Here is a 23505-nt window from a genome sequence, read left to right as displayed (position 1 = left end):
GATTAAATAGTCTTAGAAACAACAACTAAAAAAATGAAATTCTGAGGTGATTCTTGTGGATTGGGAACAACAGGTTGAGAAGGTTTGTGAAGATATGGGTTTGAAAGTTATCGGAATTGAAAATGGTTATGTCATTGTCGAAGAAGATGGGGTAACTTTTCCTCTTGCAGAAGAAGTCGTAGCGGCATGGTTCGTATAACAATTACTGCTTTTACAATTAACCGCATTGTTTTAAAAAATAGGATCTGTTAAATAAACTTGGAGTTGAGCCTAAATAAAATGAATTGGTTATACCAAAAAGAAGAACACTACATTCGATTATGTAAAACGAAATAGAAATATATATAATATTCACTTTTTAATGATGTGATTATATTTAGAGGATAAGGTTAAACAAAAAAGGCGGTTCGTAATGGGTCATCTTAATCACTAACTGAGACGTGATTCAATTCACTCAATGTTCCCAACCATTCCTGATCAACTAGGATTTCCGACAACGAACTTGGGACTGGTTGATCAAATACCTTAGCCAGCACATTGAAGTCCGTTACACCAAACCTATCAAGCTTGTATTGGTTCTTAATTTCTTTTAAGTTTCGCTGCCATAGATGTTTTCCAGCCTTAAAGTCCTCGTTTATTGTGAAATCTCTTAGGGAATTGCGTCCTTCGAATTTCTGCCATAATCTATTCACCTTGGGAGCTAGCTGTATTAGCTTTGTTTGTATATCGGTGCAAGCTGCAATGTTATGGTCTATAGCCTGACGCTGAAGCGGATGGAACTCCAACGCCTTCTTTTGGTTGATATCATCTGAGGATATCCTTCTAGTCTTCAGAAAAAATTGAGCCGCCTGTGCCCTTTCCATAGACACAAGTAAATCTTGATAGACCCTAGCAAGATGCAATAGTTCTATGACAAACTCTTGCGTTGTTGCCTGTAACTCATTGTCCGATTTTTGTAAGGATAATTCGATTCGTTTAAAACGGGAAACTTTATCAAAATCCATGCGAGGTGGATCATTGGCAAGTTCACCGGCATAAATGCTTAGAGCACCAAATGTTCCAGCCCCAACAAGTGCAGGAACGCCAGCTACCCACCCAGCTCCCGGGAGTAGAGCTAGTCCCCCTCCAAAAGAATGAAGGATGAGCTATTATATATAGGGAAGAAAATCATCGAAAATAAAGGCGAATTAGCTGAAAAACTTACAGAAGTCCAAGGGATGGAATATAACCTAGAACTACAATCCCTGGGCCTATCAGAACTCCAGGTATCTTAATCATTCACCATAATTTCCTTTCAACCTCAAAAGTAAAACACAATTTTTATTATTGAAGTATCATACTTGTTATGAAGAAATAATTTAAAATCATAAAAAGAGAAGTAGTATAAACATCTGCCACTTCTGTCATATTTGTTATTATTTTAAATAATCAGCTTCACGTTTTTCTAGAAATGCAGAAATCCCTTCTTTTCCCTCGCTACTACTTGCTCTCTCAGCAATAAATACAGACTCTATACTCATTTGGGACTCAAGTGTTTCTTGAAGAGAATGATAAAGTAATTTTTTGGTTACTCCAAATGCATTCATTGGTCCATTTACTAGTGTTTGGGCTAAATCAAGGACAACGGACATTAATTTGTCTTTAGGAACTACATGATTGATGATTCCCCACTCTTTTGCCTCTTTCGCATCCAATGGTCGATTTGTATACAATAACTCTAAAGCTCGTTTCATCCCGACAAGACGCGGAAAAAAATAACTTCCTGCTCCATCTGGTGTTAAACCTATATTGTTATAAGCCGTTACAAATTTTGAATCCTCTGAAGCATAGACAAGATCGCAAGCACATGCAAGACTCATTCCTCCACCAGCTGCTACACCATTAACAGCTCCAATCAACGGTTTATTCATCCTAGCGAAATGTGAAATTGCTTGATGGAAATAAGCTGTTACAATTTTTAGATGAGAGCCAATTTCATCACCTTCATTAGCAAAACTTTTTAAATCTCCACCAACTGAAAATTTATTTCCAGCCCCAGTAATGACTACTGCTCGTATCTTTTCACTTTCTGAACAAAAGATAGCTACCTCCATTAATTCCCTTGCCGTTTGCAAATCAATTGCATTCCCTACTTCCGGTCGGTTTAATGTTATAATTCCAACATGATTTTCGATTGATAGGTGTACACATTTATTTTCCAATTGTATTCCCCCTTTTAGTTTCAAATAATTTAATTAAATAAAATCTACTTATTATATTCGTTAGTCTTATTCAACTATCCTCCCGTTTGTTTGTTGAATAAGAAAAAGAGATGCCTCAGCACCTCCTGTTCTTCCACTCAAGCCCCGTAGTGAAACAAAAAAGTTCCCAATTGTACAGGTGTGATATGTTATGATAAATAATATGTGTTAACTAATAATCCCTTTTAGTTAACGCTTAAATTTAATTGAATCTGTAAGCTGGGGGGAGAAATATGTATAAGCTGCGAGGTCATCATCTTTTTTGCCTTCTGGGCTATCGGGGAATGGGCTATTCCGAAGAATATGTAGAAAATATGACACGTTTACATCAAACCTTGAGAGATAACCCCAAGACGTTAATTCAGCTTGTAAAGGGACCTGATCAATTGTGTGAAAAATACCCTAACTCAGGTAAATACCACTGCCAAGATGACAATATTTATGAAAGAGATGCCACTATTTTAGAGAAAATGGGGCTTAAAATCGGACAAATTCTGAGTTGGAAGGACATTGAGTCGTGCATCCGAAAGTTTGTCGTCCCCTCCGATATTCAAATTGTGTGTGAAACTTGTTCCTGGCGTTCATATGGAGTTTGTGAGGAAGGTATTCAAGAGATTCATGAAGGGAAGGGCTTAAGGAAACTTAAATAACCCCCCCTTTTATTAATAATTCCGTTTTGGGGTGCAATTTTTAAACAGTGCCCAAGTCGTACACCTACGTCTCGGAACTTACCCAACAAGGAATTTTGATACCTTGAAAACGGGTCGATATAACAGCTTTTTTCGGAGTTACAGAAGTTTATTTTCAGGATAGTTGAATAAAAAACACAATAACAATTGTCACATTTCAAAAAAGTTATGTCTCTCTACTTTACAAACTCTGAGAGAAAATTTTTTATACCATTCCGTTTTCCCTTTATCTTGTGCTACTTTATGGACTGAATTTTCCTTCCAATCTTTTATGGATTCTAAAGAATCCCAATACGAAACTGTAATTCCTAATCCTTTATCCCGTGCACTTTCGACACCTAAGAATCCCTTCTGCTGAGAAGCTAATTCCACCATTTTATCCGCCATTATCCCGTAACCCCTGTCTCCTTCAGTTCTTTGTGAAGAAAAAATCACTGCGTAATAAGGTGGTTCAGGAGTTTTTGCAATTCCACTCATATGTAAGTCCCCCTAAAAAATTTACTTTTGTAATAATATTAGAAATTTTAGCATAATTTTAGGTCTCCTTGTTCAACTAACCTCGTTCAAGAAGAAAATTAACAAAATTCTATAACAGCTATTAACTACGTTAATGTTGTAGTGCTTGTAGAAGTAAATATAAGCGACATGGCCGACCCCTTGTTCCACGCACCAGTCCACAAATGCACGTGTCGTCTTGTGCAAGACATCCCCGAGCTGCCGTTCGCTTCTCGCAAGGATGTACTTCTTGGAACGGTTGTATTGGCGCCATTTCCGGGAACCTTTTTTACACCGACTCATGAGAATTTGCAGTTCCTTCACTTTTTTGTTGCGCAATCGGTGAATACTGCGCATCTTCCTTCCCGAAATCACGAGAGCTTGTCCGTTTGTACATACAGCGGCAATCGTATGGATCTCACCGGGATCGATCGCTGCCGTATGGCCGTCCTGCACCGGTACGGGCTGTACCCCGTCTTCATACGACAAATACGGAGAATTCTATCCATACAAAAAGAGCTGTTCGGCTGCCCCGAACTGACATTCATCCCTACCCTACTCACTGGGCTACGCCCTTTACATTCCTTGAGGATGGGGTATTCTTGCCTATTTTCCATAAAAAAACTGTACCTCCAATTGTTAGTCGAGTCTAACAATTGGGGTGCAGTTCAATCGCAGATAAAAGGATTTCTTCCTTATGCTGCTTTGTGGATATCTATTTTTTTTCCTTTTTTACGCCACTCTTTAAATTCAGCTGCTGCTGTGAAAAGTACGTCTGTGGATGAGTTAAGTGCCGTTTCAAAAGAGTCTTGTAAAACACCGATGATAAAGCCTACTCCAACTACCTGCATAGCAACATCAGCCGGGATTCCAAATAAGCTGCATGCTAGAGGAATCAGTAATAAGGATCCACCGGCAACCCCTGAAGCACCACAAGCACATATAGCTGACAGTACGCTGAGGATGATTGCTGTAGGAAGGTCCACTTGAATGCCAAGTGTATGAACCGCTGCAAGTGTCAAAACAGAAATAGTAACAGCGGCACCAGCCATATTGATGGTTGCACCTAATGGAATGGATACTGAATAACTATCCTTATCCAAACCTAGATTTTCACATAATCTCATATTTACAGGAATATTTGAAGCCGAGCTGCGTGTAAAGAATGCTGTAATACCGCTTTCCTTTAAGCACTTAAAAACAAGCGGGAAAGGGTTTTGACGTATAACTGCGAACACAATGATTGGATTGATAACCAGCGCCACAAAGACCATACAACCAATCAAAACGGCAAGTAATTTCCCATAGCTTAGTAACGAATCAATTCCATTTGCAGTAATAGACTCAAATACTAGACCCATGATTCCTAATGGCGCGAACTTAATAACCCATGTAACCATTTTGGATACAGCATCTGAAAAATTAGAAATCATCGTTTTGGTCGTATCGGGGACATTTCTTAAAGCCAAGCCAAGGAGTATCGCCCAAGCTAAAATACCGATATAGTTCGCATTATAAATGGCTTTAACTGGGTTATCAACAACGTTCAGCAGTAATGTTTTGAGAACCTCTACAACACCGCCAGGGGCCGTCACACCCTCAGCGCCCTTTGCTAGTGTTAAGCTTACAGGAAAAATAAAACTTACAATAACGGCGGTTAATCCAGCTAAAAAGGTTCCTAAAAGGTATAGGAAGATAATGGATTTCATATTCGTTTGGTGACCGCTCTTGTGTTGAGCGATGGCCGACATAACCAGGAAGAGTACCAACACAGGTGCAATTGCTTTCAAAGCACCTACAAATAAAGAGCCTAAAATTACAACAGGTTTTGCTGCTTCGGGGATCGTTACAGCCAGGATAATACCAATAATCAAACCTACAATTATTTGTTTTACCAGACTTAATCGACTCCACTTTTTCAGTATACTTTTCATAGATGTTCCCCCACTAGTTTAAGATAAAATTGTAACATGGCTAATATCGAGCTATTCATTTCTCATAACCCTAAGATAGAATGAAGTCTATTACAAATAGATACGTTCGAATAATAGATGACTTTTATTAGATATGTGTACCAACCCCAGTCCTAGAGTTTGGCTTTTGATTTTCTCCTTCGGTGCTCTTTCAGAGTCTCTCCAAAGGTTCATCTAATAGAGGTCATTACTAATTAAATAGATTTCTAGATGATTAATTTTTTCGATGGATGGCCATTTTCATCACATTCCACTCGACGAAGACAACTGTCTTCCTGATAAATAGTATTATAATGTTTTTTTTGATACATTACAATATTATTATCTTTATTCAAAATAGTTGCAATTATTAAAATATTCATATAAATAAAAATACAAAACGCGAGCGATTACTATTTCAAAAGAATTTATAGCTCCCAGGAACATAGGAGCTTTATGAATTCATGTACATCTCCATGAATCATGCTTTCATAACTAAAAGAAAAAGCAGTGCAAATGAATCCTGCTAACCTTCGGAGAACGTACGAACGTTTAACGGAAGCATCAAATGTTCCTAAAATCGGCTTTCATGATTTACTCCATACTCATGCCACCCTATTCTTATCACAGGGGGTACATGCCAAAGTAATATCTGAACGGCTTGGTCACACGTTTCATTAAGAAAAGAGTGCGTTCTATTAGTGCATTTCTTTGTTTTTATTCGATTTTCTTATTCCGCTCTCTTTTTATTTAGGGAAACAGTAAAGTTTTCCATCTCCTTAGGAGAATGACTTAAGGTGTCCGCTTGCTGTTCCAATTTAACCTTGCTCATACGAGTAAAGTATGCACCTAAGAGGAGAACCCCACCGCTGACCAAAAAAATCGATGAAACACCAGCCATTCGACCTACTGCCCCAAAGAAAAAAGGAGAAATAAATTGTGAGAAACGGTTAAAGGTCAAGCGCATTCCCAAAACCTCACCCTGTCTTTCCAATGGACTCATATTCATAGCATAAACCAGGCTAAGCGGCTGCCCCAGTCCTAAACCTGCACCAAGAAAAATGGCGATGATGCCGAATATAATAGGCCATGAACTCAATTGCATGCACATAAAGGAAATTCCACTAATCACCAAGGTCGTAGTCAAAACCCGGCCTCGCCCGAAGGCTTGCACCAAGCGAAACTGAATAATCCGTACGATAATAGATGCAGACGCCATAAGGGACAAAATCATCCCAATGCTGCTGGCTGTCATCCCAACTTCAGTCCCTAAAATCGGAAAATAAGCTACAAATAGATCTTTGGAATATAACACTAACCCGCTGATAATGAGAGCTTTACGCAAATTCGAGTGTTTCAACATCGTCCATGAAGAGGATTTGTCTTCCATTTTATTCACTGCTGTAGCCGCACCGCTCTTCCAAGATTCCTCCGAAACCAGAAGGCCAATCAACAATGCAATGCCGACAACAATACCTGCTGCCGCAAACGTAAAGCGAAAGCCAAAGTGTTCATAGCTAAATCCCGTTGTCATTGGTCCAATTAATTCCCCTATGGATCCCGTAAGGCTAAATAGGGCAATCAGTTTATCCCGATTCCCTGGCAGGTTTCCAACGGTTTTTTGCAGAGAGACTAGAACACAGATTTGACAAAACCCCATCAATAATTGAGAGAAAAAGAGAGTGGTCAAGCAGGGGAATAAGATGGGAACTAAAATTGACAGTAACATCCCCGTACTCCCTAACAAGCATATACTCCGTGCTCCATAGATATCCAGCCATTTTCCAGCTTTGACCGCTAAAAGCATTGGAAAAAACGCATAAGTGGAAACTAAAAATCCAACAATCGTAACTGATGCTCCTTGCGAATCTGCAAATAAAGACACAATCGGCCGTGTTCCCTGTATGGCAATTGAATAAAGAGTTTGAATAGTTAAAAAATAGTAGAGAATCAAGGAACCCCCTCCCTTCCACCTCATTCAAAAAGGGTAAAGGGCTTCCATAACATGTATGTTGAAGCCCTTTACCCCCGTTACAATGTATATTTCTTCCAGAGATGATATTAAAAAAGATTTTACCCTTCCAACAGCCCTTCTCCATCAGAAAAACGTACGGCTATTTCTAGCGTTTTCCGGTTTTTCTCTAAACTCCAAAAGGCTAGAAATCATCACCTGCAAGAACAATAAATATCCATAACTTTTGAGCCTAACATCGGATAAAAATTGAATCCCCGTAGACGGTAAGAATTTCGCCACAGCACTGATTCATAACAAGAACACTATTAAAAATAAGTTGTCTATAATAGTAGTTTAAACCTGTAACAAATAGGATTTAATAAACTAGCTAAAATTCGCTTTAGTTTAATCTGTCTTCTACTCAATAATGCCAGGCTATATTTTGACAGGATAAAATATCCTACTTTATGTAAATACAACTTAAAGGAATTTAAAATGAGAATTTAATTTAAATCATGAAATTTAGATTATTGATTTAATTTGTTGGTTTTTGATACGCGTGCTTGATGAATAATGACGGCTTATTGGGATACCTTCCGGAATAAAGGATCTACCGCTACTTGATGAGACAAGTAGATTTCTTTTCGCTCATTGGCAGATTCCAAAACAGCCTGACACACTTCTAAATTGGCTTTCCCCCACCTTCCATCATGTACTGGAGGTCGGTTCTGAGCTACGGCATCATACAGTTCGGCAATCATCACATCGCGCCCGGTTTCTTGCTGCAGTTGAATCTCGTACTTTTCATCCTCCCCGTAAACAAACAATCCGTTGGGAGACTGACGGATATCCCCTCGTTCACAGCTGACAACAGTCAACCCGAAAAACGGTTGATTATACTCTTCTTTCGCGTAATTTTTAGATTGGTTACCACCGTAGCCCTTTTGGCTTTTCAACCTTCTTTCTGCATCACTGTTATCCAATTGTTGAATGGTTTTTCGGGAACTAGCATATCCCGCAGGCTTTATCGAAGGACCTCCCTCACCGATTCCAAATGTAAGTTCAGTTGTATGGAAATGGTCATATCCATTATAAATGGCTGTAGCGACAGTTCCGTCTTCAAATTCCAGATAGGCAGCATGAGCCCCCTCCGTCGCACGGGACTCATCCCATTGGCCTGTCATGGCACGAACACTCCTGAGCATACCCCCGCCAATATATCGGATAATATCAAACTGATGGGAACCTTGCCGGTAAGTTACACCGCCGCCTAACGATGTATCCAGTTCTTCCGGCGTTCTCGGACGGTATATCCAATCATTAAAATACCAATTATGGATCATTCGCACGCGCCCTAGCTTGCCTTCTTCGATGATTTCCCTTATTTTACGGATAGGGGGTTCAAAGCTAAAAGAATGCCCGACGATCATATGGATGCCGGAACGTTCGGCTGCTTGAATTAGCATATCGGCTTCCTCAACGGAGACTGCCAACGGCTTTTCAACTATAATATGCTTCTTATAATGGGCGGCAATCTTAACGTGCTCTGCATGAAGCTCAGTAGGGCTGGCAATGTAAACCGCATCCACTTGCTCACTTCGACATAAGTCTTCTACACTAAAATAATACTCTGCTTGATAATCACTAGCAAATTTCTCCAACCGCTCTTTATTTCTCCCACTCGCTGCAGTCACCTTCACATATGGATGTTTAGCAATGCTAGGCAGCAACGCACTACCTGCAATACCTAAGCCAACAATCCCTATGCGAAGTTGAAGAGCTCTACTTTGCAAGTTCGCCATAGTCCCACTCCTTTATCTTTGAAAAACACATATATAATCATACGTCATTCGATCATTCTGCCATCGCTTGAACACCCTGAGACTTGCATTAACTTCTTCTCTTCTTCATCATTTTCAATCTTTTAAACTATTGGAACATAACTTGCCAAATTACCAGCCCATATTAGCACGATCTTCTCTTTATTATCCTCCTCGCCTTTTTCTTTTTCACTATACGGAACGCATTTCATTTAGTGGATTGATTAAAAAAAGTATACCATCACAATCATATATTTTCAATATTTTAATTAATATAAAATTTCAGAAAGACAGAAAAGAAAAAACGCACTGGTAATTCGTATACCAGTGCGTTTTAACAGGATAATTAGGGTATCATTATACAGTTACCATCGTTGGATATCTGCTTTTAGCCTCACTATCCCCCATGGCTTCAGATATTTTGTAAGCGGTATACATCACCTGCTGAATGAGGAAAGGAGTTCGCTCTTCCGACAATCGATGAATCGGACCTGCAGCTGTCACTCCACCTATCAGCTTTCCAGTATGATTGAAAATCGGCGAAGCGATTGCAAACGATCCTTTGACACGGTCGTCAATGGAGGTGACATACCCCTGGCTTCGAATAACATCCAGTTCTTTTTCCAAAACGCTTTTCTCAATCTGCAATTGATTAAGCTTTATGGCTTCATCTAGTATCCGGCGGCGCTCCGTTTCTTCAAGATTGGCTAGCAAAACTTTCCCCGAAGCCCCTACCCATAAAGCGTTCCGTTGCCCAACTCTGACAATATTGCGGATTTGCTCCGAACTTTCTACCATTTCGATACAAACCCGTTGGTCTTCTTCGATAATATTAAGGTCGATGGTTTCCGATAATTCATTACACAGCTTTTTCATAAACGGTAAGGACGTATCCCGTAACGACATGTTTCCGGCAACGACTGCTCCCAAATTGAACAGCTTAAATCCCAAACTGTATTTTTGGGTTACTTCATCCTGTTTAATGTAGCCGCATCTTGCCAATGTGGTCAACAGGCGATAAATAGTACTTTTAGAAAGCTTAGTTTGGACTGCTAATTCTCCAAGTGTCTGTTGAGGCTTTTCTAATGTAAAGCATTCCATAATCGACAAAGCTCTTTCTACGGATTGTACTGTTTGTCCCGACTCTTTCATCAATATCCCCTACTTCTCAACCATTATCTATTATCTTATCATGTTTATATGATTTTTCATAGTTCTGTCCGTAGCCCACCTCACCACGATTATGTACCTTGATGTGAAGATACATATAAAAAAACCCCATGCTTACCCATGATGGGGATTGCGTGGAGTCTCCATTAAAAAAGTAGAGGTGACGGGAGTAAATTGGACCGAAAGAGACGTCTCCTTCATGACCGCTTTAAGGGATGCAGCACTTCATGATGATCACTACAATACCCGTAGGCGGTCTTTAACTTCACCCAGATTCATCACATCCGCATATTTATGATGAAGGTCAAATAAACTCACTTTATGGGAAAGAAGACTCCGATCAAACGTACACTCTTCTACAACAACCGCATGGAATCCGTAAGAATACGCGTCAACCGCACTTGCACGTACACATCCGCTTGTACTTTCCCCACAAATAATCAAAGAATCAATACCCATTTTTGTTAAATAGGCGATTAATGGCGTCCCAAAAAAACAACTGGCGCGTTCTTTACGAATGATGATGTCCGCTGTATCCGGCCGGAATTCCTCCTTAATTTCGAAAGAGTTATCCAAAATGACATTTCTTTGACGATTTGTAGCCTGTATTTGATTTGTACTCTGCGTTGAATAAATCAAGGGAATATTATGAGATCGAGCCAAAGATATTAATTGCTTTGTCGGTTCGATTGCATTCCAAGCATGAACACCACAAGAACTAGGGTGATTTTTAACCAATTCCTTAACGGGAAGAGGCCCCCCTTCATACACCAGATTATAAAGATCGATCAACAACAGGGCGGGCCTTCTTCCAATGTAAGTATCCCGCTCATAAGATTGATAGATATCCAATGTTTCAGAATCGATAACATCACGCCAACAATGATTTTCAAAACCACTCATTTCTACCCCTCCATGTTCTGAAGCCACAGTAATATATGATAAAAACCACAATGATACGCTCACCAGTGATCGATAATATTCACAACATCCCCAATAGATTTCAAAGGTCATGAGATACTAAAAAATAGTAAAATTAATGCACAAAATTCCTTTTCCGATTAAAGAAAAGAGGCATGCCTCCAGTGGATTTTCTAAACTGGAGACAGCCCTTTTCTCCTAAAATATCAAATTAAACCACTTACGCTTCAATTATAGGATCTGCTTCTTTAGCTTTGATTACATAATCAGCTTCTTTTTTAGTCTTGATCATATTCAAGCTTATGATCATTATCGTAATAACCAATCCGATGATGTCGCTAACCAAACCTGGAATAATCATCATGATACCCTTACACAAGATTTGACTCCACTTTAATAATTTAAAGCATTACGTAACGTAAGGGACAATAAATAATGGAAACTTATTTAATAATTAAGTAGTAAATAAAGAAGGGGGCGATAATGTTAACCTTATGACGTTCATCCGTATCTCTTATTCCCTTCTACCCCGTTTTTCATCTCTAATACTTGTTCATTTAAGTCTTTTAAGCTCTAATGATTTCGTTTAACGCCTTAACAGGATCCTGGCAATTCTTACATTACTGTTACATTAGTCAAGTTTGCATTATTACCTTTCAAAAAAGCATAAGTTATCTTATCCATTTTAGCACCGTCAAAAATAGCTTTTTTTACATCAGTCCCTTTAAAAGAAACATTTTTAAAAACGGCATTTTTAAAGGATGTCCCTGATAACGATGTTTTGTTAAAGATAGCCTCATTAAACGTTTGATTATCAGAACAAATACCAGATAAATCTGAATAAGTAAAATTCGTATTATGGATTCGATGGTCATACGATAAGCAGCTTCGTCATCATATCCTTGACCGTATGCGAATCCTCATAGGGTGAGAATACTTCATCTAAATATTTCATTAATTTCTCATTCATTGCTGGTAACTATAACCCATGATGTTTACTTACCTCTCATGATTTAATTAATTAACATATCACTCGTTATTAGTAGTGAACCGTACCTCAAAATCTTATAGGACAAAATTGGGAATTACTTCACACACAATAAGTATAAATAAGAGAGGAAGAAGGGCCAGAGACTGTTCTGACTCTCTAAATTTCCGATTAAGAAGTTGCTTCATGAATAGATATATAAATAAAAAATAACCCAGCGTGATTGTAACTGCATGAAAAGGGTATCCCCAAATTAAACAAAATGTACTGATGGTTACTATAAGAATGATTGAACACTCCGTCTCATTCAAATGTTCACCCATTTATCAGAAGCTTCCCCCAAACATTTCTAATTTAAATAAATCCTTTTACTTTTAGGATAAAATAAACAGTCACGATCCATGATATAAGTGGGATGATCGATCATAATAAATTAGCTTAACCATTCAAGCAAAATTATGTGATCTGTACATCTGAACTGTATTTAGCAAAACCCTCTTAAAGAAAAGTCATAAAAAAAGCATGTAAGTCAAAGTTATTTCTTACATGCTTTTTTTATGACTATTTTAATATCACATCATTGTGTTGTATATTTGGTTTGTTTCTTGCTTTTTGGGTGGAGGTTGGCCGGGGGTGTGAGGGATGACCCTCACCTATAGCGTCACTATTTTAGAAAGAACACGTTACCTCGAACGGATGTACCAGCGTGTCGGCTCGAACACGAATAGCCCGAAAGACGTCTCTTTCAGGCTAAGGCTGATCTTTCTTTGCCCCCTTGGGATTACATAGCATAGAAAAATTGACCCTATATAATGGCGATCGTTCGCTTTATATAATTCGTGGTGTATGTAGTAGATTTTCCGGAAAACCAACACGCATTATCATATTAGACAATTTTCAAAAAATTTATACTTATGTCACAGTTCGATGAAAAAGTGCAACCTCCATCCATGTTTCCGCCCGCCAACTTCAATAACAAATTTTTATCTGTCTCAACTCTAATGTTTTCATCCCCTTTCCCGATCATTTCATCTCAATTTTTTACTATTATTTAATTTTCATAATCATTTTAATTGTTTTTAAATTATAAAATACGTCATAATAGGTAAAGTAAATCAAATTTAATTAGGACCGTACAAATTCTAGTTAATATCTCATCATTGATTTCGTATAACACATCTAAAAAGGAGAGAGTTTGACAGAATGACTACTTCACAACAGGTTAAACAAGATGAAATGCAGGTTGTAAAAGATTATGTAAACGAAGTATATGAAACGGTAAAAAAGCGTAACCCCAATGAAAGTGAGTTTCATCAGGCCGTTAAAGAAATTTTTGATTCTCTTGTACCGGTATTTGCAAAGCATCCCAAATACATGGACAATGGCATACTTGAAAGAATTTCGGAGCCGGAAAGAATCATTACATTTAGAGTTCCCTGGGTAGATGATCAGGGAAAGGTAAGAGTGAACCGCGGATTCCGAGTACAGTTTAATAGTAGTATTGGACCTTACAAGGGCGGCATAAGATTCCATCCTTCCGTAAACGCCAGTATCATTAAATTTTTGGGTTTTGAACAAATCTTTAAGAACTCTCTGACTGGCCAACCGATCGGAGGAGGTAAAGGAGGATCCGATTTTGATCCTAAGGGGAAGTCCGACGGGGAAATCATGAGATTCACTCAAAGTTTTATGACGGAACTCTGCAAATACATAGGGCCTGATATTGACGTACCAGCCGGTGATATCGGGGTTGGGGCAAGAGAAATCGGATTCATGTTTGGACAATATAAAAGAATTCGTGGAGGCTATGAAGCTGGAGTATTAACAGGAAAAGGACTTGAATACGGCGGAAGTTTGACTCGAACAGAGGCTACAGGATATGGTACAGTCTACTTTGTAGAGGAAATGTTAAAAGACAAGGGGCTCAGCTTTGAAGGAAGTACCGTTGTTATATCCGGTTCTGGTAATGTTGCGATCTACGCCATCGAAAAAGCGACCCAATTGGGTGCCAAAGTTGTAGCTTGCAGCGATTCCAATGGCTATATTTATGACAAAGATGGTATCAACCTTGAAACGGTGAAAAAACTAAAAGAAGTCGAAAGAAAAAGAATACAGGAATATGTAAAAGAACATCCACAGGCAGAATATTATGAAGGATGTTCCGGAATCTGGTCCATCCCTTGCGATATCGCTCTGCCATGCGCTACCCAGAATGAAATTGATGACGTATCAGCACAGATCTTGGTTACCAATGGTGTAAAAGCAGTTGGTGAAGGTGCAAATATGCCATCCACACTGGAAGCAATTGATGTGTTTCTGAACAATCATATTCTCTTCGGTCCAGCAAAAGCCGCCAATGCGGGTGGTGTAGCAGTTTCCGCGTTAGAAATGGCTCAAAACAGTATGAGACTGTCCTGGACATTTGAAGAAGTTGATGCAAAGTTACACGAAATCATGACAAATATTTATCGAAACAGTGTTAAAGCCGCAGAGGAGTATGGCCATCCGGGAAATCTGGTGGTAGGTGCCAATATCGCAGGATTTATTAAGGTTGCCGATGCCATGATGGCACAAGGAATCATTTAATAAAGAATCAGCAAATCGAGCTGAATGATGCGATAAATCTTCACCCACTTCAAAGGTGATTACTTTAGGAATTCTTAAAGTCATCACCTTTTTTTGTGCACACTATGTTTCAATTACTATTTTCATTATTTTATCTATTAAAAAGATGGTTAAAAATCGAAATGATAAAAAGGCTTCACACTCTCCTGAAGCCTTTTTGCTTTTATTATAAAGCTGTTGCCTATCCGGGCTTAGAACTTCGGGAAAGTTTATGTTTTTTAGATGTCCCAAACTACTTACTTTATGCGTTACTTACATAAAATCCGTTACAGAAAGCTAGCTCCTTGGTATATGATTCTATAATGTTTTGTTAACAGTCCCTTGTTATGGCATCTCTATTAAAGGTTTAAGATACTACTATGCTTTGCTGCCAACAGTGAATGTTGTTGAGGCTACGGCGTCATATCCACTGCCATAGAAATAAACGAATTTATAAGTTGCACCTTCTTTGTATCTACCTGAATTTACATTATTCTTTGGATTATAAGTAAATTTGCATGTACCATCTGTTACTTGAGTATACATCCACCATATCGAATCAATTTCACCCGGCTTTTCATTCAGTTCATATAAGCCAATCCAGTCGCTTTTAGGAATTCTTGCATTTTCCACTGTAACTTCTGCTGTATCTTCTACCCCATTTAGTTCATTTTTCGATAAGGTAATCGTTACATCTTTCACTACACCATCTAGCGTTTTGCCTAACACTTTTAGGGAGTTGGCACTTACATTGCTATATGCATCAAGCGCATGTACTTCAATCTCATACAATGTATTGGGCTGCAATCCGTCGATTGGTAATGTTAATGGATTTGGTACAGGATCTTTATAGAATTCTGAGAAGGCAAGGAATTGGTTTGCTACTTCCCCTGTGTCCGCTTTTTTTACGACTACTTTATAGTCATGTACAAGAAGGTTATCTCTCGCTTGAGTAAACATTATGGCTAAACTGGTAGCTGTCGTTTTTTCATGAACGATGGAAAGCATTGAGTTCGGATTAAAGAAAGGTGCCTCTTTGTCTCGATCTTCTGTATATTTGAATTTCTGTTTATTAGCAGGATAGCTGATTTCAAATGGCTCCCCCGTCCAATCATTCTTATGTATATCACGACGATGAAACAATACTTTGTTGTCATAAACCTCTACAATCAGAGCTTGATTAAGGATATCGGCACCTTCAGGCACTTCCCCTTGAATTCTTCCGCTATCGAGCCATAAATAAGCACCTGTAGATGTCCCAATCGAAGTGAAATCTTTTTGATGAATAATTCTAGGATCATCTAATGGATAATGAGTATGACCGGAAAACGAGATGACTTGCGGATATTCTTTCAACGTATTGTAGAAAAGATCTCTATTCTCGGAGAAGCCCCATTCACTTCCGTAGATGGTGCCTGTAATCGGCTGATGATGGAAGACGAAAATCGGTTTGTTCGGATCATCAGCGCTTGCTTTCCTTAACTGTTCACCTAACCATTCAATTTGCTTTACTGAATACGTTCCTTCTGTTTTACCGTCTTCCGTTCCAAGAACAATCAAATGATAGCCTTTAATTACTTTGTGATAATAAATAGATTGCATACCCGTTTTCTCAAGGAAACGTTTTTGTGCATCTGTTACTGATAATCCATTCCAATAGTCGTGATTTCCGATCGCCATCAAAGAAACCGCTTTTGGTTGTTTTCTTGGATTGTACGCAGACATAAACTTATCATATTCTGCTGTAAATCCATTATCTGTTAAATCTCCAACAACCACAAAAGCATCTTGCTTTGGAACTACTTGATTTAATTGTTCTAAAGTAGCGATAAACTTTTCCAAGGTTTTATTACTATCTGACTTAATATGAACATCGCTTATAACCGGAAAAATTAAATTCGGTTTCACTCCTTTTGGATTTATAGCGGAAGGACTGGAAGAGCTGGACGCTGCACTGACAGATAAGCCGGTTAACGAGCTTGCTAATGTTAATCCAAAAGTAATGCCGGTAAACTTGGTTGTCTTTTCTATAAATGTACGTCGATCCATTCCTTTTTTTAAAATATCCTTATTTAACATTTCTTCCTTTTCATCTTGTGGTCGGTTGTCTTTCATCGGTTTACTCCTCTCAGGTCATCTAATTGTTCGATGGCAAGAAACGGTTCTTTTATGATGTAAATGTCAGATTCATTCTGAACCCAGTTCCATCCATTATTTTTCAATCAAAACAATCTTCGCTTTAAAACAAAAATAAGCCTTGTATGTATATATATTCCACTTAATAACTCGACACATCTTCATTCAATCAAGAGGCATCACAATCGGTGATCCAGACAACTTGAATTCGCCCTCAAGGGTTCACCTATGCGGTTGGCGCCAACCCCGCAAGGGGGGGGCCAGCCGCTTAGGTCTAGAAAATTTGGCATGGCCGTTCTTTGGTCAGGTCGAATTTTCTAAATCGATCTATATAGTATGTACTGCTTCTATCAATCTATTTAATAAGGCATGTTCAATCGTCCTACTAAATAGTAGTAAATCAAAGTAAATCAAGTATTAAGTTAGTCTTAATGATTTATTAAGAATTGTAAATATTACATTTTTAAAGATTTATTGGTAATTTAATTAATATTCCTCAAAATAGTTGTTAATTTTTTTACGACCATGTTAGGTATGTATAGTTTGTATATGATTTCAGTAAGTAACTAAATCCTCGCACTTGATGCAAAGACTGGGAGAGAAAAAAGGAAGTTAAGAGCGACTATCGATGGTCATGGTGGTGCTGATCGTCAGGGAGCACCATTGGTCAGTAATGGCATTGTTTATTTCACAGGAGACGGACGATATGTTGTTGCCTTTTCAATTGAAACCGGTCAGGAATTATGGAAATATTTCCTAAAAGTACCTTCTCGTTTCAGAACAGGTCCGACTGCTTCAGATGGACGTCTCTATTTACGCGGTGAAGCAGGACAAGTAGAAGTTATTGATGCAAAAACAGGTACACCTTTATGGTATTATCAAAAACCATTTTATAATGATGGAAAAGCATCTATCGCTGTTGGAGATGGCTCTGTGATTTATCCTGCCGGTCCTTATGTTGTAAGTGTGGACACAAATACCGGGCAAGAACAATGGTCATTCCAAACTGGAGGGGGAATTGAATCATCTGCTGCCATTAGTGATGATACAGTATATACAGGATCAAACGATGGAAACTTCTATGGGTTTGTTGAAATGAAATAATGAATAAAGGAATACCAGGGGTTGATCCAAAAGGGGTATTTCCATATTGAGTCTGGCTCCGCCCCCCAAAAGGTAGCCCACAGCGCTAATCCTTTTGGGACACCCCTCATAGCCATCAACTTAAGGTTCAAAAGCTTTCAGCTTTTGAACCTTTTAGTATGCGTGTATTTCTAATCTTTATTTTTTTCCATACCAAATAAGCCCCCCGGCCTCTCTATTTTTTTCATTGAATATAACCTAACTATCCACTAAAGTGACAAGGATTTCAAAATGTCAAATGGACTTGAATTGTTGGTGTGGTCCAATGATTCCAGTCAAGGCATATTCTAATTGGTCTTTTTTCTCTTTTAACCGACCTTCAGCAAGTTTGTCTAATTTTTCCAGGTCCATTTCTCCCTTAATCATCGCCTCAATCATCAAACGGCCTGATACACCAACTACCGAACTAGCAACGGAACCTAGCTTAATATTGGCCCCCTGTTAATTTCTATCTTCAACAACCGGGGCGATTTCATTGAAGGGTTGAAAAACTGAAACCATCATATAGAGGTGGTTTTAAAATGTAAATAAAAGTAAAATAGGCTTTACTTAAAGTAAAGTTTATTTTACAATAAGTAAAGAAAACTTTACTTCAGAAAGGAGATGAGGAAGTAAATGGGAAAACAAGATGGGCATTTAAGCAATCGAATTGCGATTTTAAGGGCTGAACGTAAAATGACACAAAAGGAATTAGCTGAAAAGGCGGGAGTAAGCAGACAAACAATCATTTCGATTGAGAATAGAAAATATACCCCGTCTTTAACACTGGCTTTTGAAATTGCAAATGCACTTGGAGCAGAATTAACGGACGTGTTTCAATATGAAAACCTTGAAGGAGGAAATTAAATGATGGAGACGATCATAACAGTTACTAACGGTTTAACTGCCATTGCTTTCTTTATATTTGTAGGGCTTGTTATTTTGGTTGCTAAAGAAGGAAGGGATGAACGTGCTACACTTTTAGGGTATAAATTATTCAACTTCTTATTTATTTTCTTATTTGGTGGTTTGTCCCTAATAGTATTCTATACAGGTTGGAACACGTTAGATTACACTACATTAAGAGTTTGCATTACAACGTTAATGTCTTTAACGATTTTTGCTGCTTTATTTTATTGGTTAATCATCCGTAATAAATATTAAAACTGACTTTTCTTCTAAGTAAGAATGGGACACATGAGGTGATAATAAATGAACTTTCCTTCGAAAAAGGATGGGTGGTTGACAATTATTGTTTGGGGACCAATGTTATTGTTAATCATACAAGGTATTCTAGAATTACTTGCAGGAGATTTAGATCTTATTGGTATGCTTCCGTTACTTCTTGTGTCCGTGATTTTTCCTATCTTTCTTTTATGGATATGGTTAACTACTTACTACGTACTTGATGAGAAAAGCTTAATCATCAAATATGGACCATGAATCCAACTATTCTATCATAATGCTTTTTGGGAAATTGAACATTGAGAAACCAAAAGATTAATCCAACAAAAAAGCTATGAGGACACAGGTCATTACAATTGTCCAAAAGTCACTCACTAAATCCCCTCCTTATATGGGGAATTACACTATCCAGAAGTAAATTCCTATGTTTTTTAGTTGTGTGAGTAAGAAAAACGCTGAAGTATATAGTAGTATTCGCGATACATGATTTGCATTCCATATCCTCTTTGTTCCTTTCCACAATATTTAACCAATCAACTGCGGTGATCTTTTACTGCAAAATAAAGAGCTATAAATATTGAAAGTGCTCCTAAGCTATATCCAACAAGTGGGCTATACGTGAAGAGTCGTTTGGCTCCTATCCCTCCCGCAATGAAAGCTGAACTAAATAAACAAAAGGCTGCTGCTAATCTCCTATTCTTTGTCATCATTGCGGCTGTCTCCTTGATTCACGCGTTCTTTTATTCCTTTTCTCCATTTACGTGGGTTAAAATACCCTCTAAACTTCATTGCTACTTCCTTTCCCACAATAGCAACACCGATCCAAAAGATGATTTCAGCAAGAATAAGGGAGCTTGTCACTACTACCACCTTTCTACTCGAATCTAACGACATAAACGGTACGATTACAGGAATAGCCCAAATTAAAAAAGAAAAAATAATAAGACTAATTCCTATCCGATAAAGTATCGGTTTCTTTTCCTTTGTATTTAAATGCAGATCCATTGTAACCTCCACTTTTTTCAAATTAATAATAAGTCATAAGGATTAAACAGGTCACGCCCAACAAAAAAACTCCATTTTATGCACTTCAAGATGAGTCGACATAAAAATCAATACTCAAATATTAATTAGAAAGAGCAATCCATATGGAACCATTCCTTTTGCTATTTATTATCTTTTTTTAAAATTTTATATACTTTCTTTATTAAGTGATAAAGTGCGTCGGGAACAGCTGCCATAAAAGCTAGAATGACTCTTAGGATTACAGCAAGAATATCGGCCATTATGGATCCCTACTTATATATCATATACGTATCTAGCTTCCATAAAGTTTCTTATTAGCTCAAAAAAGGGGTTGGATCTAAAAGGTACCCAACCCCTTTTTTGTTAACATAAGTGGCATTATTGGTAATTAAGTCTTTACTAAATGTCTTGCTTCTTGATCTCTTCCCTCAAGCATCGTAATTTGAATAATCGGCATACTTTGTCCTCCCTTTATACAACCTGCAAAAAAGAAAGCATTACCCCTAAAATTGAAGTAATGCCTAATAAAATAATGGTTTTTCAATAGAATTAATTTACAGATGTTGTGTTTTCCGTCTTTTGTCCTTTAAAAATGAATTGATTAAGTGCATAAGCCTTAGAACCAGTGATGGCAATAGATGTTGCCATCGCTAAGAAGGCCAAATCCAATTCGTAGCCGGCCATTTGACCATTCCCTAAAAAACCTGCGGCTAATTTCACTTTTATGATTGCTCCGGCCATTAGTAAGACAAAGAAGGCAGAAACCAATCCGGTAAATAAGCCAAGTACTAATGCAAGTCCGCCCACAACTTCTATTAAAGCAACACCATAAGCAAGAAACCCTGGCAACCCGATACTTCCAAACCATCCAACCGTGTTTTCAATCCCACCCTGGAATTTTACTAATCCGTGAATAAAGAAACTAATTCCTAATACTAGCCGTAAAATTAAAGCACTTACTTCGTATTTATTCTCCATTTTTCTTACCTCCATGTTTAGTCATTCATGTGATTCAACTTGATCAATGATCATCTACTTTGACTCTCCAAATTGCTCCTCAGGTGTAAGTTGAGGATTTACAGACATTGAAATGACCGGAATATCCGCATTAGGATACAGCATCTTAAGAACTACCCAAGCTCCATGATCCAAACCGCGTGTTTTATCAACTTCAAAGGGCACTCCCTGTTTAGCAAACAACTCCGTAACTTCCTTATGTTCATAAGAACTCCAATGAAGAAATTTCAAAAGAGGATTATGATGACTTTGTGATTATAATACAAGAAAAACTGCATCAATTAGAAATTGAAAAAGCAGATATAAAGAAATTGATGGCAGAAAATCACTCAACAAGCAAAATTTCCGCCATCAAAAAACAATTAGATAAGTTTTTTCACTTCGATACCTTAACAACAGAAATGTTACTGCGCTTTGTTGATAAGATTGAGGTGAACGAAAACAAGGATATTAAGATTTATTATAGATTTGCACAGATTGAGGGACTCTAGTTCTCTTAATCATTTTTTAAAACTAACTGTGAAACGCACTCCCCGTGTGTCGTATGCGGGGTCTAAGCGTTGGTGTATGGATTAACTAAAATTACATTAAGGCCTGTATGCCGCCATAATAGGTTTCAACCTTTTTTAATTGAAGCATATCTTGTCCCCCTATCCTGCCTGAATAGCTCCCGATCCCAGGTATGCTTCGATAACCTTTGGACTGCTTCTAATGTCTTCAGGCTTTCCTTCTGCAATTTTTTCACCATGATCCAATACAACGATATGTTCAGAAATCTCCATAACAAGCTTCATATCATGTTCAATTAAGATAACGGTTAGATTGAATTCATCTCTCATTCTTTGAATAAGCTGAGTAAGATCGTTTGTTTCTTTTGGATTCATGCCTGCCGCTGGCTCATCTAGTAATATAACCTTTGGATTCGCTGCAAGAGCTCTCGCGATTTCTAGCCTTCTTTGCGCTCCGTAGCTTAGATTGCATGCTTTTTCATTTAAAAGGTGAGCCAGTGAACGGCCTATTTTTGAATGTTCAAAACGCCGAACTGTAAAAATAATAAATAATAATATTACAAGTACAATGTAATAAAATTGGCTTGGATAAAGAAAGTCAATTCCAAACAAGCGGGGTGGGGTTACAGAAGGAATTCCCATTGCACCGTTTGTAATATTAATGGGGCGATCTAGATTATTAAAAACAATTCTAATAATCTCGCCAAAACCTAACGTAACAATCGCCAAATAATCTCCTTTAACCCGAAGAACCGGTATTCCAAGTAAAATTCCAAACAATGCAGCTGCTAAGCAGCCAACTACGATAAAGATCCAAAAGCTTTCTCCCGAAAGAGGGAAAGTTCCAAATGGCATAAAATTTGATGCTTGGGCTGTAGCAAAAATGCCATATGAGTACGCCCCAACCGCGAAGAATGCTATAAATCCCAAATCAAGAAGACCTGCCATACCCACTACAATATTTAATCCTAGAGCCATCGAAATATAGATTCCAACAAGTGTCGCAACTTCCATATAAGATTGATAAGCATCTCCATTACTTGCAGCGAATGGGAGTAAAAACACAAGAACAATTCCCGCAATCAACCATTTCATGAGATTCTTTAAATTTGTAAAATATAATAGTAACAGTGAAGACAATAATAGCAGGAACGCGGTAACCGACCTTTGTGCCATAAATAAACTCAGTGATGTGACTCCGATGTAAATTAGTGGTAAATTGGCGGATGCAAACATTTCCAATAATCTAAGCAGTAAACCGCCCAGCATTGCACCACGGATATTTCCTATGCCTCCTAAAACCGCTGCCGTAAATGCCTTTAATCCAAGAATAAACCCAATGTAAGGATCAATCGTTCCGTATTGTACAGCAAATAGTATCCCCGTTGCTCCGCCGAGAGCCGATCCTATAAAAAAGGTCATTGAAATCACTTTGTTCACATTTACCGTCATTTAGGAAGCTGTCTCCCGATCTTGCGCAACAGCCCTCATCGCCATTCCCCATTTTGTTCGATTGACAAATAGATCAAGACCAATCATCATAACGACCGCCATGACTAGAACAATAACAAATGATGTTTTAATAGAAGCATCGTTAAAGATGGAGCTAATTGTTGGGTGTAAAGGGGAACTTTCATCAGCGGGAGTCTTATCGCTCTTTAATGCAGGATAAAGAAT

The 23505-nt window shown here is 38.1% G+C and carries 26 protein-coding genes and 2 pseudogenes; 9 read left to right on the top strand and 19 right to left on the bottom strand.

Annotated features, from left to right (window positions below; translation table 11 throughout):
• The first annotated feature begins 55 nt into the window (after positions 1–55).
• Positions 56–199: a hypothetical protein gene (locus ACFOU2_RS19140; protein ID WP_377917923.1), complete on the top strand. Its 144-nt coding sequence runs from the start codon at positions 56–58 to the stop codon at positions 197–199.
• A 223-nt stretch (positions 200–422) separates the two neighbouring features.
• Here ACFOU2_RS19140 and ACFOU2_RS19135 read toward each other — a convergent pair whose 3' ends face one another.
• Both ACFOU2_RS19135 and ACFOU2_RS19130 read right to left on the bottom strand, forming a co-directional pair.
• On the bottom strand, positions 423–1004 hold the full coding sequence (locus ACFOU2_RS19135) for a hypothetical protein (RefSeq protein ID WP_377917922.1): 582 nt from the start codon (positions 1002–1004) through the stop codon (positions 423–425).
• A 411-nt stretch (positions 1005–1415) separates the two neighbouring features.
• A complete protein-coding gene (locus ACFOU2_RS19130; protein WP_377917921.1) occupies positions 1416–2201 on the bottom strand; it encodes an enoyl-CoA hydratase/isomerase family protein in 786 nt (261 codons plus the stop codon).
• A gap of 272 nt (positions 2202–2473) precedes the next feature.
• Here ACFOU2_RS19130 and ACFOU2_RS19125 point away from each other — a divergent pair, with 272 nt between their 5' ends.
• Positions 2474–2890, top strand: coding sequence for a DUF1284 domain-containing protein (locus ACFOU2_RS19125; RefSeq protein ID WP_377917920.1), 417 nt, complete (start codon positions 2474–2476; stop codon positions 2888–2890).
• A gap of 189 nt (positions 2891–3079) precedes the next feature.
• Here the strand turns inward: ACFOU2_RS19125 and ACFOU2_RS19120 are convergent, their stop codons facing one another.
• From ACFOU2_RS19120 to sstT, 3 genes are all read right to left on the bottom strand, one after another.
• Positions 3080–3406 carry an antibiotic biosynthesis monooxygenase family protein gene (locus ACFOU2_RS19120; protein WP_377917919.1) on the bottom strand — a complete coding sequence of 109 codons (327 nt, stop codon included), beginning with the start codon at positions 3404–3406 and terminating at the stop codon, positions 3080–3082.
• 72 nt (positions 3407–3478) lie between these two features.
• On the bottom strand, positions 3479–3913 hold the full coding sequence (locus ACFOU2_RS19115; RefSeq protein ID WP_377917918.1) for a transposase: 435 nt from the start codon (positions 3911–3913) through the stop codon (positions 3479–3481).
• A 206-nt stretch (positions 3914–4119) separates the two neighbouring features.
• Positions 4120–5358 (bottom strand): serine/threonine transporter SstT, encoded by a 1239-nt coding sequence (sstT, locus tag ACFOU2_RS19110; RefSeq protein ID WP_377917917.1) that lies wholly within the window; start codon positions 5356–5358, stop codon positions 4120–4122.
• A 528-nt stretch (positions 5359–5886) separates the two neighbouring features.
• On the opposite strand from sstT, the pseudogene ACFOU2_RS19105 reads away from it, so the two are divergent.
• Positions 5887–6048 (top strand): annotated as a pseudogene (locus ACFOU2_RS19105) (site-specific integrase); the annotation flags it as partial.
• Between the two features lie 58 nt (positions 6049–6106).
• Here ACFOU2_RS19105 and ACFOU2_RS19100 read toward each other — a convergent pair.
• The 6 genes from ACFOU2_RS19100 to ACFOU2_RS19075 all read right to left on the bottom strand — a co-directional run bounded on the left by ACFOU2_RS19100 (position 6107) and on the right by ACFOU2_RS19075 (position 12033).
• Positions 6107–7330 carry an MFS transporter gene (locus ACFOU2_RS19100; protein WP_377917915.1) on the bottom strand — a complete coding sequence of 408 codons (1224 nt, stop codon included), beginning with the start codon at positions 7328–7330 and terminating at the stop codon, positions 6107–6109.
• Between the two features lie 581 nt (positions 7331–7911).
• Positions 7912–9132 carry a Gfo/Idh/MocA family protein gene (locus ACFOU2_RS19095; protein WP_377917914.1) on the bottom strand — a complete coding sequence of 407 codons (1221 nt, stop codon included), beginning with the start codon at positions 9130–9132 and terminating at the stop codon, positions 7912–7914.
• Between the two features lie 375 nt (positions 9133–9507).
• Positions 9508–10302, bottom strand: coding sequence for an IclR family transcriptional regulator (locus ACFOU2_RS19090; RefSeq protein WP_377917913.1), 795 nt, complete (start codon positions 10300–10302; stop codon positions 9508–9510).
• Between the two features lie 255 nt (positions 10303–10557).
• Complete coding sequence (locus ACFOU2_RS19085; protein ID WP_377917912.1) at positions 10558–11223, bottom strand: cysteine hydrolase family protein; 666 nt, start codon at positions 11221–11223, stop codon at positions 10558–10560.
• 238 nt (positions 11224–11461) lie between these two features.
• The gene (locus tag ACFOU2_RS19080; RefSeq protein ID WP_377917911.1) at positions 11462–11620 is read right to left on the bottom strand and encodes a hypothetical protein; all 159 of its coding nucleotides are present in this window, start codon (positions 11618–11620) and stop codon (positions 11462–11464) included.
• Positions 11621–11856: 236 nt separating this feature from the next.
• Positions 11857–12033: a pentapeptide repeat-containing protein gene (locus tag ACFOU2_RS19075; RefSeq protein WP_449237056.1), complete on the bottom strand. Its 177-nt coding sequence runs from the start codon at positions 12031–12033 to the stop codon at positions 11857–11859.
• Positions 12034–13432: 1399 nt separating this feature from the next.
• Here ACFOU2_RS19075 and gdhA point away from each other — a divergent pair.
• Positions 13433–14815, top strand: coding sequence for an NADP-specific glutamate dehydrogenase (gdhA, locus tag ACFOU2_RS19070; protein ID WP_377917910.1), 1383 nt, complete (start codon positions 13433–13435; stop codon positions 14813–14815).
• Positions 14816–15211: 396 nt separating this feature from the next.
• Here gdhA and ACFOU2_RS19065 read toward each other — a convergent pair whose 3' ends face one another.
• Positions 15212–16948, bottom strand: a complete 1737-nt coding sequence (locus ACFOU2_RS19065) for a metallophosphoesterase family protein (protein ID WP_377917909.1) — start codon at positions 16946–16948, stop codon at positions 15212–15214.
• 591 nt (positions 16949–17539) lie between these two features.
• Between ACFOU2_RS19065 and ACFOU2_RS19060 the strand changes: the two genes are divergently transcribed.
• On the top strand, positions 17540–18073 hold the full coding sequence (locus ACFOU2_RS19060) for a PQQ-binding-like beta-propeller repeat protein (protein ID WP_377918660.1): 534 nt from the start codon (positions 17540–17542) through the stop codon (positions 18071–18073).
• Between the two features lie 273 nt (positions 18074–18346).
• Here ACFOU2_RS19060 and ACFOU2_RS19055 read toward each other — a convergent pair whose 3' ends face one another.
• Positions 18347–18490, bottom strand: a complete 144-nt coding sequence (locus tag ACFOU2_RS19055; RefSeq protein WP_377917908.1) for a hypothetical protein — start codon at positions 18488–18490, stop codon at positions 18347–18349.
• A 237-nt stretch (positions 18491–18727) separates the two neighbouring features.
• Between ACFOU2_RS19055 and ACFOU2_RS19050 the strand changes: the two genes are divergently transcribed.
• The 3 genes from ACFOU2_RS19050 to ACFOU2_RS19040 are packed head-to-tail and all read left to right on the top strand — an operon-like array spanning position 18728 to position 19534.
• Positions 18728–18958 carry a helix-turn-helix transcriptional regulator gene (locus tag ACFOU2_RS19050; RefSeq protein ID WP_377917907.1) on the top strand — a complete coding sequence of 77 codons (231 nt, stop codon included), beginning with the start codon at positions 18728–18730 and terminating at the stop codon, positions 18956–18958.
• Complete coding sequence (locus ACFOU2_RS19045; protein WP_377917906.1) at positions 18959–19255, top strand: hypothetical protein; 297 nt, start codon at positions 18959–18961, stop codon at positions 19253–19255. It abuts the gene before it with no gap.
• Positions 19256–19303: 48 nt separating this feature from the next.
• Positions 19304–19534, top strand: a complete 231-nt coding sequence (locus tag ACFOU2_RS19040) for a hypothetical protein (RefSeq protein WP_377917905.1) — start codon at positions 19304–19306, stop codon at positions 19532–19534.
• A 275-nt stretch (positions 19535–19809) separates the two neighbouring features.
• Here the strand turns inward: ACFOU2_RS19040 and ACFOU2_RS19035 are convergent, their stop codons facing one another.
• The 4 genes from ACFOU2_RS19035 to ACFOU2_RS19020 form a co-directional block, all read right to left on the bottom strand.
• Complete coding sequence (locus ACFOU2_RS19035) at positions 19810–19986, bottom strand: hypothetical protein (RefSeq protein WP_377917904.1); 177 nt, start codon at positions 19984–19986, stop codon at positions 19810–19812.
• A complete protein-coding gene (locus ACFOU2_RS19030) occupies positions 19970–20281 on the bottom strand; it encodes a transporter suffix domain-containing protein (protein WP_377917903.1) in 312 nt (103 codons plus the stop codon). Before ACFOU2_RS19030 ends, ACFOU2_RS19035 begins: the two co-directional genes overlap by 17 nt.
• Before the next feature lie 570 nt (positions 20282–20851).
• Positions 20852–21280, bottom strand: a complete 429-nt coding sequence (locus tag ACFOU2_RS19025) for a DoxX family protein (RefSeq protein WP_377917902.1) — start codon at positions 21278–21280, stop codon at positions 20852–20854.
• 54 nt (positions 21281–21334) lie between these two features.
• Positions 21335–21502, bottom strand: coding sequence for a DODA-type extradiol aromatic ring-opening family dioxygenase (locus ACFOU2_RS19020; protein ID WP_377917901.1), 168 nt, complete (start codon positions 21500–21502; stop codon positions 21335–21337).
• A gap of 68 nt (positions 21503–21570) precedes the next feature.
• Between ACFOU2_RS19020 and ACFOU2_RS19015 the strand changes: the two genes are divergently transcribed.
• Positions 21571–21810, top strand: a complete 240-nt coding sequence (locus tag ACFOU2_RS19015) for a DUF4368 domain-containing protein (protein WP_377917900.1) — start codon at positions 21571–21573, stop codon at positions 21808–21810.
• A gap of 159 nt (positions 21811–21969) precedes the next feature.
• Here the strand turns inward: ACFOU2_RS19015 and ACFOU2_RS19010 are convergent, their stop codons facing one another.
• The gene (locus tag ACFOU2_RS19010) at positions 21970–23064 is read right to left on the bottom strand and encodes a branched-chain amino acid ABC transporter ATP-binding protein/permease (protein WP_377918659.1); all 1095 of its coding nucleotides are present in this window, start codon (positions 23062–23064) and stop codon (positions 21970–21972) included.
• A gap of 45 nt (positions 23065–23109) precedes the next feature.
• Positions 23110–23394 (bottom strand): annotated as a pseudogene (locus ACFOU2_RS19005) (ABC transporter permease subunit); the annotation flags it as partial.
• Between the last annotated feature and the right edge of the window lie 111 nt (positions 23395–23505).

Source organism: Bacillus songklensis, from assembly GCF_042649685.1.
In the GTDB taxonomy this organism is placed as follows: Bacteria; Bacillota; Bacilli; order Bacillales; family Bacillaceae_H; genus Bacillus_BA; species Bacillus_BA songklensis.
Note: the sequence above shows the minus strand (reverse complement) of the source record. Positions and strands in the feature narration are given on the sequence as shown.

Bases quoted from the DNA above. Each gene is read 5' to 3' on its own strand.
- ACFOU2_RS19135 (WP_377917922.1), bottom strand. From the start codon at position 1,004: ATGGATTTTGATAAAGTTTCCCGTTTTAAACGAATCGAATTATCCTTA.
- ACFOU2_RS19125 (WP_377917920.1), top strand. From the start codon at position 2,474: ATGTATAAGCTGCGAGGTCATCATCTTTTTTGCCTTCTGGGCTATCGG.
- ACFOU2_RS19120 (WP_377917919.1), bottom strand. From the start codon at position 3,406: ATGAGTGGAATTGCAAAAACTCCTGAACCACCTTATTACGCAGTGATT.
- sstT (WP_377917917.1), bottom strand. From the start codon at position 5,358: ATGAAAAGTATACTGAAAAAGTGGAGTCGATTAAGTCTGGTAAAACAA.
- ACFOU2_RS19095 (WP_377917914.1), bottom strand. From the start codon at position 9,132: ATGGCGAACTTGCAAAGTAGAGCTCTTCAACTTCGCATAGGGATTGTT.
- ACFOU2_RS19090 (WP_377917913.1), bottom strand. From the start codon at position 10,302: ATGAAAGAGTCGGGACAAACAGTACAATCCGTAGAAAGAGCTTTGTCG.
- ACFOU2_RS19085 (WP_377917912.1), bottom strand. From the start codon at position 11,223: ATGAGTGGTTTTGAAAATCATTGTTGGCGTGATGTTATCGATTCTGAA.
- gdhA (WP_377917910.1), top strand. From the start codon at position 13,433: ATGACTACTTCACAACAGGTTAAACAAGATGAAATGCAGGTTGTAAAA.
- ACFOU2_RS19065 (WP_377917909.1), bottom strand. From the start codon at position 16,948: ATGAAAGACAACCGACCACAAGATGAAAAGGAAGAAATGTTAAATAAG.
- ACFOU2_RS19055 (WP_377917908.1), bottom strand. From the start codon at position 18,490: ATGATTGAGGCGATGATTAAGGGAGAAATGGACCTGGAAAAATTAGAC.
- ACFOU2_RS19050 (WP_377917907.1), top strand. From the start codon at position 18,728: ATGGGAAAACAAGATGGGCATTTAAGCAATCGAATTGCGATTTTAAGG.
- ACFOU2_RS19045 (WP_377917906.1), top strand. From the start codon at position 18,959: ATGATGGAGACGATCATAACAGTTACTAACGGTTTAACTGCCATTGCT.
- ACFOU2_RS19040 (WP_377917905.1), top strand. From the start codon at position 19,304: ATGAACTTTCCTTCGAAAAAGGATGGGTGGTTGACAATTATTGTTTGG.
- ACFOU2_RS19035 (WP_377917904.1), bottom strand. From the start codon at position 19,986: ATGATGACAAAGAATAGGAGATTAGCAGCAGCCTTTTGTTTATTTAGT.
- ACFOU2_RS19030 (WP_377917903.1), bottom strand. From the start codon at position 20,281: ATGGATCTGCATTTAAATACAAAGGAAAAGAAACCGATACTTTATCGG.
- ACFOU2_RS19025 (WP_377917902.1), bottom strand. From the start codon at position 21,280: ATGGAGAATAAATACGAAGTAAGTGCTTTAATTTTACGGCTAGTATTA.
- ACFOU2_RS19010 (WP_377918659.1), bottom strand. From the start codon at position 23,064: ATGTTTGCATCCGCCAATTTACCACTAATTTACATCGGAGTCACATCA.